This window comes from Citrobacter sp. JGM124, assembly GCF_018257795.1.
Lineage (GTDB): Bacteria > Pseudomonadota > Gammaproteobacteria > Enterobacterales > Enterobacteriaceae > JGM124.
Window position 1 is genome coordinate 193,491 of the sequence record NZ_JAERJD010000004.1, and the last position, 15,055, is coordinate 208,545.

The 15,055-nt window shown below is 49.7% G+C and carries 12 protein-coding genes; 8 read left to right on the forward strand and 4 right to left on the reverse strand.

Annotated features, from left to right (window positions below; translation table 11 throughout):
- Nucleotides 1–58: 58 nt before the first annotated feature.
- Nucleotides 59–1,561 carry an inorganic phosphate transporter PitA gene (gene pitA, locus JK154_RS07295; RefSeq protein WP_211991854.1) on the forward strand — a complete coding sequence of 501 codons (1,503 nt, stop codon included), beginning with the start codon at nt 59–61 and terminating at the stop codon, nt 1,559–1,561.
- A 70-nt stretch (nt 1,562–1,631) separates the two neighbouring features.
- Here pitA and uspB read toward each other — a convergent pair whose 3' ends face one another.
- Nucleotides 1,632–1,967 carry a universal stress protein UspB gene (uspB, locus tag JK154_RS07300; protein ID WP_211991855.1) on the reverse strand — a complete coding sequence of 112 codons (336 nt, stop codon included), beginning with the start codon at nt 1,965–1,967 and terminating at the stop codon, nt 1,632–1,634.
- Between the two features lie 486 nt (nt 1,968–2,453).
- Between uspB and uspA the strand changes: the two genes are divergently transcribed.
- Nucleotides 2,454–2,888 (forward strand): universal stress protein UspA, encoded by a 435-nt coding sequence (gene uspA, locus JK154_RS07305; RefSeq protein ID WP_211991856.1) that lies wholly within the window; start codon nt 2,454–2,456, stop codon nt 2,886–2,888.
- A 97-nt stretch (nt 2,889–2,985) separates the two neighbouring features.
- On the opposite strand, the gene rsmJ is transcribed toward uspA, so the two are convergent.
- The 3 genes from rsmJ to JK154_RS07320 form a co-directional block, all read right to left on the reverse strand.
- Nucleotides 2,986–3,741, reverse strand: coding sequence for a 16S rRNA (guanine(1516)-N(2))-methyltransferase RsmJ (gene rsmJ / locus JK154_RS07310; RefSeq protein ID WP_211991857.1), 756 nt, complete (start codon nt 3,739–3,741; stop codon nt 2,986–2,988).
- Nucleotides 3,742–3,749: 8 nt separating this feature from the next.
- Nucleotides 3,750–5,792, reverse strand: coding sequence for an oligopeptidase A (gene prlC / locus JK154_RS07315; RefSeq protein ID WP_211991858.1), 2,043 nt, complete (start codon nt 5,790–5,792; stop codon nt 3,750–3,752).
- A gap of 226 nt (nt 5,793–6,018) precedes the next feature.
- Nucleotides 6,019–7,290 carry a phosphatase PAP2 family protein gene (locus tag JK154_RS07320; RefSeq protein WP_211991859.1) on the reverse strand — a complete coding sequence of 424 codons (1,272 nt, stop codon included), beginning with the start codon at nt 7,288–7,290 and terminating at the stop codon, nt 6,019–6,021.
- A 192-nt stretch (nt 7,291–7,482) separates the two neighbouring features.
- On the opposite strand from JK154_RS07320, the gene JK154_RS07325 reads away from it, so the two are divergent.
- The 6 genes from JK154_RS07325 to JK154_RS07350 all read left to right on the forward strand — a co-directional run bounded on the left by JK154_RS07325 (nt 7,483) and on the right by JK154_RS07350 (nt 15,049).
- Nucleotides 7,483–8,325, forward strand: a complete 843-nt coding sequence (locus JK154_RS07325; protein ID WP_211991860.1) for a 23S rRNA (adenine(2030)-N(6))-methyltransferase RlmJ — start codon at nt 7,483–7,485, stop codon at nt 8,323–8,325.
- An 88-nt stretch (nt 8,326–8,413) separates the two neighbouring features.
- On the forward strand, nt 8,414–9,766 hold the full coding sequence (gene gorA, locus JK154_RS07330) for a glutathione-disulfide reductase (protein ID WP_211991861.1): 1,353 nt from the start codon (nt 8,414–8,416) through the stop codon (nt 9,764–9,766).
- Between the two features lie 370 nt (nt 9,767–10,136).
- A complete protein-coding gene (locus JK154_RS07335) occupies nt 10,137–10,628 on the forward strand; it encodes an RNA polymerase sigma factor (RefSeq protein WP_211991862.1) in 492 nt (163 codons plus the stop codon).
- Nucleotides 10,629–10,640: 12 nt separating this feature from the next.
- Nucleotides 10,641–11,567, forward strand: coding sequence for a FecR domain-containing protein (locus tag JK154_RS07340; protein WP_211991863.1), 927 nt, complete (start codon nt 10,641–10,643; stop codon nt 11,565–11,567).
- Between the two features lie 105 nt (nt 11,568–11,672).
- Entirely contained in the window at nt 11,673–14,324 is a 2,652-nt protein-coding gene (locus JK154_RS07345) for a TonB-dependent receptor (RefSeq protein WP_211991864.1), read from the forward strand.
- On the forward strand, nt 14,324–15,049 hold the full coding sequence (locus JK154_RS07350; RefSeq protein ID WP_211991865.1) for an energy transducer TonB: 726 nt from the start codon (nt 14,324–14,326) through the stop codon (nt 15,047–15,049). Before JK154_RS07345 ends, JK154_RS07350 begins: the two co-directional genes overlap by 1 nt.
- The last annotated feature ends 6 nt before the right edge of the window (nt 15,050–15,055 follow it).

A 15,055-nucleotide genomic window follows, 5' to 3' on the forward strand; every position in this document is an offset into this window, starting at 1 on the left:
GGCGGAAGTTGTCTTACATAATGCGCCGCGTTCATGTCCTCAAAATGGCGTAACGTCTATGGAACATTTGTTTTTCGGTTTGGATCTCCACACCGGGCTTTTGCTTTTACTTGCTCTGGGTTTTGTTCTTTTCTACGAAGCGATTAATGGCTTCCACGATACCGCAAACGCAGTGGCAACTGTGATCTACACGCGTGCAATGCGATCGCAAATCGCGGTGGCAATGGCCGCATTGTTTAACTTTTTGGGCGTTCTGCTCGGTGGGTTGAGTGTGGCCTATGCCATTGTGCATATGTTGCCGACCGACTTATTGCTGAACGTCGGCTCCGCACATAGCCTGGCCATGGTATTTTCAATGCTACTGGCTGCTATTATCTGGAACCTCGGTACGTGGTATTTTGGGTTACCGGCCTCCAGTTCACATACCCTTATTGGTTCGATTATCGGTATCGGTTTGACGAATGCGTTACTGACGGGCAATTCGGTTGTTGATGCGTTGAATTTACCTAAGGTATTGGAAATCTTCGGCTCGTTAATTCTGTCACCGATTGTTGGCTTAGTGATAGCGGGTGGTCTGATTTTTCTGTTGCGCCGCTACTGGAGCGATACCAAGAAAAAACGCCGTATTCACCTCACTCCGGCTGAACGTGAAAAGCAAGATGGTAAGAAAAAACCACCATTCTGGACGCGTGTCGCACTTATTCTGTCTGCGATTGGGGTGAGTTTTTCCCATGGTGCAAATGACGGACAGAAAGGCATTGGTCTTATCATGCTGGTGCTAATTGGTGTTGCTCCTGCTGGTTTTGTCGTCAATATGGATGCTTCCACATACGAAATTACCCGCACTCGTGATGCCATTGCCAACGTTGAAACCTATTTTCAGCAACACCCGGACTTGGTGAAAAAGTCTATGGGAGAAGAACAGCTGGTTCCGGCGCCTTCCCCTGATGCAGGGTTGACGGAAAATACCGAGTTCCATTGTCATCCGGCAAATTCAGTGGCGATACTGGATAGGGCAAAAACGATGCTGAGCAATATCGACAGCTATAGCCAGCTCAGTGTCGATCAGCGTAGTCAGTTACGTCGTGTGATGTTGTGTATCTCTGACACGGCAGACAAAGTGGCAAAACTGCCAGACGTTAACGCTGAAGACCGTCGTTTACTGAAAAGACTGAAAACCGATTTGCTGAATACCATTGAGTACGCACCTGTCTGGATTATCATGGCGGTGGCTATGGCTCTGGGGATCGGTACGATGATTGGCTGGCGTCGTGTGGCCACCACCATCGGTGAGAAAATCGGTAAGAAAGGTATGACGTATGCCCAGGGGATGTCAGCGCAAATGACCGCCGCAGTCTCCATTGGTATGGCCAGTTATACGGGTATGCCAGTATCAACCACGCATGTTTTGTCATCTTCAGTGGCAGGTACCATGATTGTTGATGGGGGTGGGTTACAACGTAAAACCGTCACCAATATTCTGATGGCCTGGGTCTTTACATTGCCGATTTCGATTCTGCTTTCCGGTGGGCTGTACTGGATTTCATTGCGCTTTATCTAAGCATTAAGCGGCAACATCATCGTGAAAAAGCGGGTTTATCACCCGCTTTTTTTATGCCCGTAATACAGATTCAGTGCCAAATGATCAACGCCACCAGGCTTACAATCACCAGACCACACAATGAACTGGTCAAAATGAACTGGCGGCGGAGACGCTCACAACGACGAATGAATTCATCATCATGGTGATTCTGGTAGCTTTGAGTATAGATATAACGTACCAGACGCATTTGCTTACTGGGTTGACCATGAGAAGTAAAGAAGCCATTGCCATCGACGTACTGATAGAGCAATGGGTCACATCCACGAAGCACGACCAAGAGTGCGCGTAATGATGAGAAATACCGCACCATATTTACTACACAAATTACACAAAGCGCCCAAAAAAGCGCGACGGTGTTTATCATGTGTGCCTCCCCAGCAATATCCTGGAATGCTATTCCTGATTAACAGTAGCCCTGTAAAACTCGTCACTTACTCCTGCGAGTGATCACCGCACACGAAATTGTTGGCTATCTTTTCGCCACAGTGTTTTTACATTGTAGGAGATCTCAGATTGATAACAAATAGAGAAAAATCATAAAATTATCTGTGGTATTCCATTGTTTATCATATAATTAATTGTTTTTATTTGATATTAGAGACGCAGGGCAGGAAAAATTAATCGCGCAAATGTCAGCAGATAGTCATACCTTATGATCCTGGCTTTGTTTGGTATCTGGACTTTTTTTTCGTTAAATCGTAAAAACAGAAGCCATTAACGCTTTTAATGTGTCGCTTTGTGGTAGAAATACCATCTACAATTGAAACTGTTACGTTTAAGACGTTGCTTGTTGCACGGACATTTAAGATGGTTAGTAGAGCCATCAAAAAATTATGGAAGGGGTAACATTATGGCTTATAAACATATTTTAATCGCAGTTGATCTCTCCCCAGAAAGTAAAGTTCTGGTGGAAAAAGCAGTATCAATGGCTCGTCCATATAACGCGAAAGTCTCCCTGATTCACGTCGATGTTAATTACTCTGATCTCTATACCGGCCTGATTGATGTAAACCTGGGTGATATGCAAAAACGTATCTCTCAAGAGACGCACCATGCGCTTAATGAACTGTCCAGCGAAGCGGGCTACCCGATCACTGAAACGTTAAGTGGCAGCGGTGATTTAGGGCAGGTATTGGTTGATGCTATTAAGAAATATGATATGGACTTAGTGCTGTGTGGGCATCACCAGGATTTCTGGAGCAAACTGATGTCTTCAGCTCGCCAGCTGATTAATACTGTTCATGTTGATATGTTGATTGTCCCACTCAAGGACGAAGAAGAGTAACCTGTCGGGTTGTTTACGAGTGAAAGGGCAGAAACGCCTCTGCCCTGATTATCAAACGATACGCTAATTCGAGTGTATTCTGTGTGAATCGGGTAATTTACTTGTCCGGCGTTCCGGGATAGATGTCAAAGCGGTGGCCTTTGGTGACCACGGCATTTTGTGTCACGACACCAGCCAGCGAAGGAGCATAATCAGGCCGTTTCACCACCACCCGTTTTTTAGCCAGACTTCTTGCAGGTGCCAGTAAACCGTCGGCATCATTATCCGCCCCCACCAGGGACTGAAATACCCGCATCTCCTTCTTCACAAGGGCACTTTTTTGTTTGTGGGGAAACATAGGGTCCAGGTAGACCACATCCGGCCGTGGCGTCAGGTTTGCCAATTCAGCCAGGCTTGAAGCATGGATCAGCTGCAAGCGTTCCTGTAACCAGGAGCCAATTTCTGCGTCCTGATAACCACGCTGTAAACCATCGTCCAGTAAGGCTGCAACCACCGGGTGGCGTTCCAGCATTCTGACGCGACAGCCGACGGAGGCCAGCACAAAAGCATCACGCCCCAGGCCAGCGGTGGCGTCGACCACATCAGGTAAGTAATCCCCTTTTACACCTGCCGCTTTGGCGACCGCTTCACCACGCCCCCCCCCAAACTTACGTCGATGGGCCATAGCACCGCCAATAAAGTCGACAAAAATACCGCCCAGTTTGGGTTCATCACGCTTACGCAGTTCAAGGTGGTCTGACGTCAGGACCAAAGCCATCAGAGCGGTATCATCGTGCTCCAGTCCCCAGCGTTCAGCCAAAAGAGATAAGGCGCCGTCCTCAGCGCCTGACTCAGTGAGTAAACAAATCTTCACAGTGCCAATTAACCTTTAATGCCGTAGTGCTGCAACATGGCATCCAGCTTCGGCTCACGACCGCGGAAGCGTTTAAACAAGGTCATTGGCTCTTCAGAGCCCCCTTTGGTCAGAATATTGTCGAGGAATGACTGCCCGGTTTCACGGTTAAAAATCCCTTCTGCTTCAAAGCGGGAATAGGCATCTGCTGCCAGCACGTCAGCCCACAGATAGCTGTAGTAACCCGCGGCATAGCCCCCAGCAAAGATATGACTAAAGGCATGTGGGAACCGGCCCCAGGCCGGACCTGGAATAACGGCAACTTGCTGCTTAATCTCTGCCAGTGTCTGCAGGACTTTCGCCCCTTGTTGTGGATCGAATTCTGCATGTAAACGGAAGTCGAACAGGCCGAATTCCAGCTGACGCAGAATAAACAGGGCGGCCTGATAATTTTTCGCCGCCAGCATTTTGTCCAGTAACTCTGTCGGTAAGGGTTCACCGGTTTCATAGTGACCAGAGATAAATGCCAGCGCTTCAGGTTCCCAGCACCAGTTTTCCATGAACTGGCTGGGTAGCTCCACCGCATCCCAGGGCACCCCATTTATCCCGGACACTCCTGCTGTTTCTACTTTGGTCAGCATATGGTGCAGACCGTGGCCGAATTCATGGAACAGGGTAATGACTTCATCATGGGTAAATAGTGCCGGCTTACCGCTCACAGGGCGATTAAAATTACAGGTCAGATAGGCCACCGGTTTTTGCAGTGAGCCATCCGCCAGGCGCATTTGGCCGACACAGTCATCCATCCAGGCACCACCGCGTTTATTTTCGCGGGCGTAGAGGTCAAGGTAGAAACTGCCACGCAGGGTATTCTGTTCGTCATAGAGCTCAAAGAAACGGACTTCCGGGCTCCAGACATCGATATCATGGCGTTCTTTGGCGGTAATGCCGTAAATACGTTTCACCACTTCAAACAGACCATTAACGGCACGCTGTTCCGGGAAGTAGGGACGCAGTTGCTCATCACTAATGCTGTAGAGGTGTTGTTTTTGTTTTTCGCTATACCAGGTAATATCCCAGGGCTCGAGTGTCTCAACACCATAATGTTCTTTGGCAAAGGCACGCAATTGAAGCAGTTCCTCTTCCCCTTGCGGACGAGCACGTTTTGCCAGATCCGTTAAGAACGTTAATACCTGCTGAGTATTTTCAGCCATTTTGGTGGCGAGGGATTTCTCTGCATAGTTACCAAAGCCGAGCAATTGTGCCAGTTCATGACGCAAGGCAAGGATTTCCTCCATGACCGGCGTGTTATCCCATTTTCCGGCGTTAGGCCCCTGGTCAGATGCACGGGTGCCATACGCACGATACAGCTCCTCGCGTAGCGCACGATTATCACAGTAGGTCAGGACAGGTAAATAACTGGGAATATCCAGTGTGAGTAACCAGCCTTCTTGTTCTTTAGCCTCAGCCTGGGCTTTGGCCGCCGCGAGAGCACTTTCCGGCATGCCAGCCAGCTCTGCTTCATCAGTAATCAGTTTGCTCCAGCCCATGGTGGCATCCAGCACGTTATTGCTGTATGCGGATCCCAGTTCTGAGAGTCGTGCGGAGATTTCACCATAGCGCTGCTGTTTCTCTTTCGATAACCCAATACCGGACAGCTCAAAATCGCGCAGGGCATTGTCGACGGCTTTTTTCTCCGCCGTATTGAGCGTGGCATAGTTTTCACCATCGCGCAGAGAGCAATAAGCATCATAGAGCCCGGCGTGTTGCCCAACCCAAGTACTGTACTCTGATAGCAGTGGTAAGGTTTGTTCGTAAGCTTCACGTAACTCAGGGCTATTCTGGACTGAATTTAAATGGCTGACTGGAGAGAAGATACGGCTCAGATGGTCATCTACTTCAGCCAGCGGCTGGCAAAGGTTCTGCCAGCTATATGGTGCACCTTGTGCCACGACACTTTCCACCGTTGCACGACACTCTTCTAGCGCTTTGGTGACAGCAGGCACAATGTGTTCTGGTTTAATGGCGGAAAACGGCGGCAGCGCGAAGGGGGTCAACAAAGGGTTGGTCATATGCACATTCCTGATCAAATAAGAGGGGGCAAGTGCACGACAGGCACTTGTGCTTTAGATCTAGCATGGGGTTAAGTGGCGGAGATTTCAATCCCGCTGACGCTGCTTTACCGGAGTTTGCTGCTTTGGGATCAAGCGTTGCCCCCTTCACGGAGCAGGAGCACCGGGGGACAGCCCCAGTGTTCGGTTAAATAACCGGGACAGGCAGATTGCCCCGGTTGGGATATTAGTGTGACTGTTGAGCCATGGTAACGGCGGCAGGCAAGTTCAGGCGCTGCCAGAACTGTTGGTCGTCAGTGGTGCCAGAAAGTGGATAGTTAGCCGGCAGAGCCGTTTTTACCATAAGTTCACGGCGTTTTTCTGCACTCAGATTGGGTAACGCGGTCTCTAACAGGACTTCGGCCCCGGCCGGCACCTTCAGGCTATGTGCCTGGCCAGATTGCTGTGGCAGGTCATATGTCATAGTGAACTGATAGAGCTTTTGCATTGCGGGGTCGCGATAGGGGTCATCTTGTGCAGGATTTTTCGCACATTCACTCAGCGTGGTTCCACACTCTTTTTCAAGTGCTGTGCGGAGTTGCTCCCGGGCTTCGTTAAAGAGTTTCTGGTATTGGGGATCATTCAGATAATGGGCTACATTGCGCTCTGATACCATTCGGGAGCCCATTACATCCAGCGGATAGTGTACACCCAGTACAATGCGTGAGTAACCGTAGCGAGCGCCACGTTCCACCAGAGCGTTATAACGTTCCGGGATCATCTGTGCCATCAACAACGCATCGGTATAACCTGTATTGGTATGCCCGCTCGGGAATGAGCCGCCACTCGCGGTATAGGGCGTATTATCTTTCACCACGACATCGTCGGGTACCAAGTGAATAGTATTACCATCAATCAGGAAAGGGCGCTTATAGTTAAAATGTTTTTTGGCGGCGCTGGTGCTCACCTCACTGGCCTTAATCAGGGCTGCGGCCTTGCTCAGTTCTCCCTTGTTATAGGCGGTGATAAAAGCGTTGCCCAGACGGGGGCCCATGGCATCGCTGAGAAAATAGAGATGGTTAATCCCTTCTGCGTCTGCCAGTGCCTGGTGGCGGCTATTTTCGCTGGAATTCAGATTAATATTGCCGACGGTGGCACGGTTCGCCTGTAAAACACTATCCGGTAATTGTGAGAAAGCAGAGAGCAGTTCAATACCGGCCTCCTGGTTTTCTTTGGTTTTAAAATCATACCCACTGGCTTTTAGCCAGGCTTTGTCTGCTAATGTTGAACTTTGTGCTGCGGTTTCTAACTGAAGGCGGCTGAGTTGGGCTGCATCCCCTTTTAGGGCATCCCGCAGTGATGTGAGTGACTGGGATTGCAGGGCGTTAAATGACGCACTACTGGATGCCGGCGTGACGCTATCGGCGATAGCGGCAGCCTGCGGTAACGGAATATCTTTTGCCAAGGCTGGCATCGCCAGTACCAAGGCTGCAACTAATATCGAAATACGGGTTTTCATTATTTTTCCTTGATTCAGATAATTACCTTGCCGCATGCGACGCTAGTCTTGTCGTTTGACATTTTTATTACAGGGTTATGTTTTGAAACTTTTTCGTATCATTTGAAACAACGAAGTGCGGCAGCGGTAATCTGATGCAATCTGCGGTAAACTAGACCCAACGTGTTTTTTATTTCTGGAAGTCCAATCCCCATGCTTAGTTACCGCCACAGCTTTCACGCTGGCAACCATGCCGACGTACTGAAACATACCGTCCAAAGTTTGATTATTGAGGCGTTGAAAGAGAAAGAGAAACCCTTCCTCTATCTTGATACTCATGCTGGTGCAGGGCGCTATCAGCTAAGTAGTTCCCATGCTTCCATGACTGGGGAGTATCTCGAAGGGATTGCTCGTCTTTGGGATCAAGAGAGCCTGCCTGTAGAGCTGGAAGCTTATATGGGGGCGGTAAAAGCCCTGAACCGTTCCGGGCAATTGCGTTACTATCCTGGTTCACCGCTGATTGCTCGCCATCTCCTGCGTGAGCAGGACAGCCTGCAACTCACGGAACTACACTCTTCTGATTTCCCGCTGCTGCGTTCTGAATTCCAGAAAGACTCCCGTGCTCGGGTTGAACGCGCGGATGGATATTTACAGCTAAAATCAAAATTACCGCCAGTGTCACGCCGTGGTCTGATTCTGATTGACCCACCCTACGAAATGAAAACCGATTATCAGGATGTAGTGAGCGGGATCTGTGAAGGCTATAAACGTTTTGCGACAGGGACGTATGCCCTGTGGTACCCGGTGGTTCTGCGTCAGCAAATCAAGCGTATGCTGCGCGCACTGGAAGAGACGGGGATTCGCCGTATTTTGCAAATTGAGCTGGCCGTCAAACCGGACAGTGACCAGCGTGGCATGACAGCCTCGGGTATGATTGTGATTAACCCGCCGTGGAAACTGGAACAGCAAATGGCTAACGTCTTGCCATGGTTACATAAAACGCTGGTCCCTGGGGGGAATGGCTCCACCACCCTGAACTGGGTGGTACCTGAATAACGGTAATGGTGATTGCAGCCATTGGTGGAACCTTTTGTTCGACAGGTTACAATCGGTTTAAATTTTTCGACTCAAACAGGGAAACATCATGACCAAACATTATGATTACCTCGCTATTGGCGGTGGTAGCGGTGGTATTGCCTCCATTAACCGTGCGGCAATGTATGGGAAGAAGTGCGCGCTCATTGAGGCGAAAGATCTCGGTGGTACTTGTGTCAACGTCGGTTGTGTTCCTAAAAAAGTCATGTGGCATGCGGCCCAAATAGCCGAAGCTATTCACCAGTACGGCCCGGACTATGGTTTTGATACCACGCTGAATCATTTTGACTGGGATAAGCTGATTGCCAGCCGCACTGCTTATATCGACCGTATTCACACGTCCTATGACAATGTGTTAGGTAAGAATAATGTCGAAGTTATTCGTGGCTTTGCGACTTTTGTTGATGCCCATACCGTTGAAGTGAACGGTGAAAAAATTACTGCTGACCATATTCTGATTGCTACGGGTGGGCGACCATCACACCCGGCAATTCCCGGTGCTGAGTACGGTATCGATTCTGACGGTTTCTTCGCATTGCCGGCATTGCCAAAACGTGTCGCAGTCGTAGGGGCGGGTTATATCGCTATTGAGATTGCGGGAGTGGTTAAAGCATTAGGGGCGGAAACGCATCTGTTTGTGCGTAAACATGCACCACTACGTAACTTTGATCCATTAATCGTTGAAACTTTGCTGGAAATTATCAAAAACGAAGGGCCAATCCTGCATACTCAGGCCATCCCGCAGTCGGTGGTAAAAAATGCCGATAATAGCCTGACCATCACTCTGGAAGATGGCCGTTCTGAAACCGTTGACTGCCTGATTTGGGCCATTGGCCGTGAGCCAGCAAATGACCATATCAACTTGCAAGCCACGGGTGTGGCGCTGGATGAAAAGGGTTATATCAAGGTTGATAAGTTCCAGAACACGAGTGTTGCAGGCCTCTACGCGGTGGGTGATAACACCGGTGCAGTAGAACTGACCCCTGTTGCTGTTGCTGCAGGTCGTCGTCTGTCTGAGCGTCTGTTTAACAACAAACCCAATGAGCATCTTGATTACAGCAATGTCCCGACGGTGGTCTTTTCCCACCCGCCAATTGGAACGGTGGGCTTAACTGAGCCACAGGCCCGTGAGCAGTATGGAGAGGAGCAAGTGAAGGTGTATACCTCTTCATTTACCGCGATGTATACCGCAGTTACCCACCATCGTCAGCCATGCCGCATGAAGTTAGTGTGTGTGGGTAAAGATGAAAAAATAGTGGGTATCCATGGTATTGGCTTTGGTATGGATGAGATTCTGCAGGGCTTTGCTGTGGCATTGAAAATGGGTGCCACCAAGCAAGACTTTGATAATACCGTGGCTATTCACCCAACGGCAGCGGAAGAGTTTGTGACGATGCGCTGATCCAGAAAAATCAGCATCATCCCTCCGGGATATTTGAAAACTGGCTTATTAAGGCCAGTTTTTTTATTTAATACCCCATAATGCTGAGTTGTACTTGGGTGTTTAACCATAAATAGTGAGCTTTGCCAGTCCTCTGTTCTTTACATTCTGTTAAAGTTAAAAAACCACACCTTTAACATGATAATGAAAATCATTACCATTTATTAACAAATTTTTATATCCTACGGTCGCCTTAACTGACTGAGTATTATCCGGTGCTCACCACAGATAGCATGACAGTACAGGCTTTCCGGACTCTGGCGTTATGTCGGGGTCACACCAACTGACAGACAGCACATCGTGCAGGTGTAGGGTAAAAAGGGGGTGGGAGGTGTGGAATCTGAAAAATCTGTTTCAGAAGCATGCTCTCGAAATTCAGCGTGTATTACAAAAATCCGGCCATGGTAGTGATGTGGCGGAAGATTTAACCCAGGATGCATTTGTACGGCTGCTTGTTTCGGAAACGTCGCAACAGGCGGATAATCCCCGAGCCTATCTGCATAAAGTGGCAAAAAATCTTGCGGTGGACAGGCACCGACGGGAACGGGTTGTACCTATGGACGCGATCAGTGAAGATCGCTATCAGGCCTTGCCAGACGAAGCCCCGGGACCTGAAAAAATTATAGCTGATCGCCAGCAGCTGGCGCTCCTACAACGCAGGCTGGCGGCATTGCCTTTGCCGATGCGTCGTGCTTTTGAACTGTACCGGTTGCATGATCTGACCATCGCTGAAGTCGCACTGGAGTTGGATCTCTCTGTCAGTCGGACTTGGACATTGATCCGACAAGCTTATGTGCAACTGCGTGCAGGGCTGGATGATTAACATGCAGCAGATATGATGGATAAAAAAGTGCATCACGAAAAATTGTTTGAAGAAGCATTTGAGCTGATTATTCGCCTGCATAGTGAACCGGAAAACCCGGCGGGTCGCCAGCAGGCAGCAAGATGGTGTGCCAGGGGGCCGGAGTATCAGGCTGTGTGGGACGAAGCCATGCAGTTGCATAAACTCAGTGGTCAGCTGAAATCGAGTGCGCGGGTGCATCGTGCCCACCGCTTCTCACGCCGACATTTCCTGACCGGTATTGCGGCTGCGGCAGCAGCCGTTGCTGTCGCGCCAGAGCTGCTGCTTCCTCTCCAGAGTGATTATCAAACGCGTACCGGCCAGCTGCGTTCGCTACAACTGTCGGGTGGCAGTCAAATCGTCCTTGGCCCTGACAGTGCCATTAGCGAACAATTTGATGGTGAGGAAAAACAAGTCAATCTACTGAAGGGAATGGCTTTTTTTAATATTAAAGCAGATCAACAGCAGCCTTTTGTCATTCATCAGGCGGGTCTGCATATGACGACCCTCGCAGCGGCTTTTGAACTCAGCAATGATGCAGATATTTGTCAGATTGCCGTACAGCAGGGCAGCCTTCACGTCAGTAGTCCCCAGGCCGCCTATACCCTGATAGCTGGGCAGTCACTTACTTTTCCTGAGAATGAACTGCCTGTATTGGGACATCGTGAGACCTCACAGATTGCGGCCTGGCGTGATAATTCCCTTATTGCCGATAATGAGTATGTTTCTGCCGTGGTGGCCCGCCTGGCGCGATGGTTGCCAGGCAGTGTTATGATCACCAGCCGTCATCTGCAGAAACAGCGTATTAGCGGGGCGTTTAATCTTGCACATCCTCGTCAGGCACTGAGTGCTGTTGCTGCCCCTTTTCAGGCAGAAATTCGTCATATCACCCCGTGGTTAACACTGCTGAGTGATAAATAAGAAAAAAAATCATTCTCAAACAGAAAATATCCCCTCGTCGTTCGTTTAACTCCTATCACCAGCCTATTTGCTGCCTGACCAGCAGAGTAAAAACGAGAGGGTTCTATGTATTTCTCCATTTCTGGCCATCGTCGTGAACGTCACGGCAAAGCCATTGTCCTGGCAACACTGTTCAGACTGAGTACCGTCAGTCTTGCACTCCTCGGTGTTCAGCAAAGCGCGCGAGCCGAGTCCCCCTCAACCGTCGTATTTGCCGTTCCTGCTGGTCCTTTGTCCCAGGCACTGGCAGAATTTGGTCGCCAGTCGGGTATGCAGGTCAGTTACTTGCCGGAATATACTCGTGGCAAGAGCAGCCCTGGTGTCCGGGGTAATTTTGCACCACAGCAGGCTCTGCAACAGCTTCTGGCGGGCAGTAGCCTGACCTACCGTTTTACCAGCAGTAACAGTGTTACGCTGAGTGATACTGGCGCCGTAGTGGGTTCAACGGACAGTGATGGTTCACTCCTGCTGGATACGATCACCGTAACAAAAGCGAAAATGGCGGATCCTGCTGATGCACCTTATCAGACGGCGGGTTCACTCAGTCATCTCTCGGGTGAGCAAGTTGAACGTTTCAGGGGCACATCGGTTGGTGATTTCCTGTCGGGAGTTCCGGGCGTACTGAATGGTAATGGCCGTAACTCGGGATCCGTTGATGTCAATATCCGTGGAATGCAAGGACAAGGGCGGGTTCCGGTGGTTGTCGACGGGGCAAGCCAGGAGACTTCTATTTATCAGGGGTACAATGGCTCAACCTCTTCTACTTATATTGACCCTGATTTTATTGGCTCAGTCGATATTTCGCGTGGGGCAACTGGTGGGGCCGATGCCACGGGAGCCACGGGAGGGATCGTTCGGATCAGCACACTGACACCGAAAGATATTTTGTTGCCCGGAAGAACCTTCGGTGTGCGTATAAAAGGGGGGCTAGCCACAAATAATAGAAATGCCCCTGAAGCCGGCAGTTATGCGGGGGTGGGCTATATGAGCAGCGCACAGAATACCCTGAACCGACCTTCATTACTTAACCCTCATGGCTATTCGGGAAGTATTGCCCTGGCCAACACCAGTGAATTTCTGGATATTACCGCGGCTTATGCCCAACGGCATAGTGGTAACTACTATGCCGGGAAGCACGGAAAAGGTGGCGGGCAAGTTCTGGAAGATGGCTCCACCATCACGGGCAGTCTGACGCCTTACCGCCATGGGGAGCAAGTGATGAACACGTCTAACGAGAGTGACTCATGGTTACTGAAAGGGAAAATTAAATTCAGTGATGAACAGCATCTTGAACTTGGCTATTCGCGTTATCTCAGCTCCTATGGGCATATCCTGGGATCTCAGTCACAAGGGTTAACTGCACCTCTACAATATCAGGGACTGGTCAGCACCATCGATCTGGCAACATGGACCGCTCGCTACGGCTGGCGTCCCATTGATAACGACCTGATTGATTTGAAGATCGATGCATTCTATAACAATATTGATAATAGAATTAATTCAACCGTTTACACGGATCGTCTCTATCCGCAGTATTTCTGGGTGGGGTCAAACCGTAAGGGCGCCACAGTGTCAAACACCTCCCGCTTTTATACGGATCTGGGCGATCTCAGTCTGGAGTATGGTGGTGGTTTCAATCGTGAAAATGCTGGCCTGCCCGACGATGTGACGCTTGCTAATACTCCTGGTTTGCTGGCGGGACGTGATGGCTGGCGTAAAGAGTCAAACGGGTTTGGTGGACTTGAATGGAAGCCTTATGAATGGCTGACGTTTAATGGCAACTTGCGCTATTCCCATTTCAACAGCATGGATAACAGCCAGCTACTGAGCACCGCCTATGAACGTAAAGATGATGGCTGGTCTCATATCCTGAGTCTGACGCTGGAACCTGTTGAGGGATTTCAGGTTTACGGGAAATATGGCAGTGTTATCCGCTCTCCCAGCCTGTTTGAATCACTGTCTGGCACCTCATTCCTGATTTCAGCGGATAACAACCCTGTTGCACCAGAACGTAATAAAAGCACGGAATTTGGCATCAACTATCTGCAAGAAAGTTTACTGACCCAGGATGATAAGTTAAGGCTGCATATGGCTTATTTCAGAAACCATATCAGCAATTATATTACGCGGGGTAACCTGAAGATAAAATCGCCATTAGGTGATTACTATAATTACAATCTTGGCCGAATGAACCTTAACTATGCTGATATGCGTGGGTTTGAGGTATCAGCAGAATATAATATTGGCCCGGTATTCAGCGCACTGAGCTGGAATCATTACACTCATGTGATGTTCTGCGCCCCGGAAGAAAGACTGGTGCCAGGGGCTGCTGGTTGTTCTGCTGGTGGGATCTATAACAGCTTCTCGTTGCAGCAAGTTCCGCCCCGGGATACCGTGACATTTAACCTGGGGGCTAATTTACTCAATGATGACCTGACCATTGGGACGCGGGTGAATTACATCGGCAGCCGTTACGCCTCAGGGACGGGATCAGCCGATGCCGCTGGGCAGATCCCCGGATCATATTCAATTGCAGCATCGAAATGGGATCCTTATACACTGATAGATCTCTATGCCAGTTACCGCCTCAATGCTAATGCCAGTGTTGATATTGGGCTGGATAACCTGACAGATCGCTTCTATGTTGATGCACTGAACACCATTCCGATTCCAGGGCCGGGCCGCACGCTGCGGGCAGGGGTTACCCTGAAATTTTGATGCGCCAGTATAGTCGATACCTCGCACCGACCCTCTCGATAGCGTGCCATATGGCACTGCTATTGTGGCTGATGTATCGGCCGGCTGTTATTGCCGCCCTGCCATTACCGCAGGCGGCAATTATGGTGCAGGTCGCGCCAATACCTCAGGTCCAGAAGACGGAACATAACGACATTGCCCGTGAACAGGAGCAAAGTGACGCGGCACAGCCTTCTCATCAGGATGAACCAGAGGCCTTACCCGGTACACCCGTACCTGAACAAGAGAAAGCACAAATCATTCAGCCACCGCGTAAAAAAACGCAACCCGTCAGAAAACCAGTAAAAAGAACCGTGTCTCCCCCCGTCAGACAGGATGAAAAAAAGGCAAGTATTGAGAAACATCAGATGCAGCTAGAGGCCGAGAAATCCAGTCAGACTGCCGCACAGCAGAGTACCGCAGGAGCCAGAGCTACGCCAGAAATGCAGGCCAGTTGGGCGTCCCAGTTAATGGCACACCTGGAAAAATTCAAACGCTATCCAGGCCGTCAGACGGGGACGGTCATACTCCGTTTCACGCTTGATGATAAAGGCAATGTATTAAATTTCTCTCTGGTAAGAAGCAGTGGTATCGACGGGCTGGACAGAGCGGCCCTGGCGATGATATCACGAGCTTCTCCTGTACCCCCGCCGCCACCTGGTGGGCAAAAAACGGTAACTGTTCCTGTGAGTTTTACACTGAATTGATAGTAA

Bases quoted from the DNA above. Each gene is read 5' to 3' on its own strand.
- pitA (WP_211991854.1), top strand. From the start codon at position 59: ATGGAACATTTGTTTTTCGGTTTGGATCTCCACACCGGGCTTTTGCTT.
- uspB (WP_211991855.1), bottom strand. From the start codon at position 1,967: ATGATAAACACCGTCGCGCTTTTTTGGGCGCTTTGTGTAATTTGTGTA.
- uspA (WP_211991856.1), top strand. From the start codon at position 2,454: ATGGCTTATAAACATATTTTAATCGCAGTTGATCTCTCCCCAGAAAGT.
- prlC (WP_211991858.1), bottom strand. From the start codon at position 5,792: ATGACCAACCCTTTGTTGACCCCCTTCGCGCTGCCGCCGTTTTCCGCC.
- JK154_RS07320 (WP_211991859.1), bottom strand. From the start codon at position 7,290: ATGAAAACCCGTATTTCGATATTAGTTGCAGCCTTGGTACTGGCGATG.
- JK154_RS07325 (WP_211991860.1), top strand. From the start codon at position 7,483: ATGCTTAGTTACCGCCACAGCTTTCACGCTGGCAACCATGCCGACGTA.
- gorA (WP_211991861.1), top strand. From the start codon at position 8,414: ATGACCAAACATTATGATTACCTCGCTATTGGCGGTGGTAGCGGTGGT.
- JK154_RS07340 (WP_211991863.1), top strand. From the start codon at position 10,641: ATGATGGATAAAAAAGTGCATCACGAAAAATTGTTTGAAGAAGCATTT.
- JK154_RS07345 (WP_211991864.1), top strand. From the start codon at position 11,673: ATGTATTTCTCCATTTCTGGCCATCGTCGTGAACGTCACGGCAAAGCC.
- JK154_RS07350 (WP_211991865.1), top strand. From the start codon at position 14,324: ATGCGCCAGTATAGTCGATACCTCGCACCGACCCTCTCGATAGCGTGC.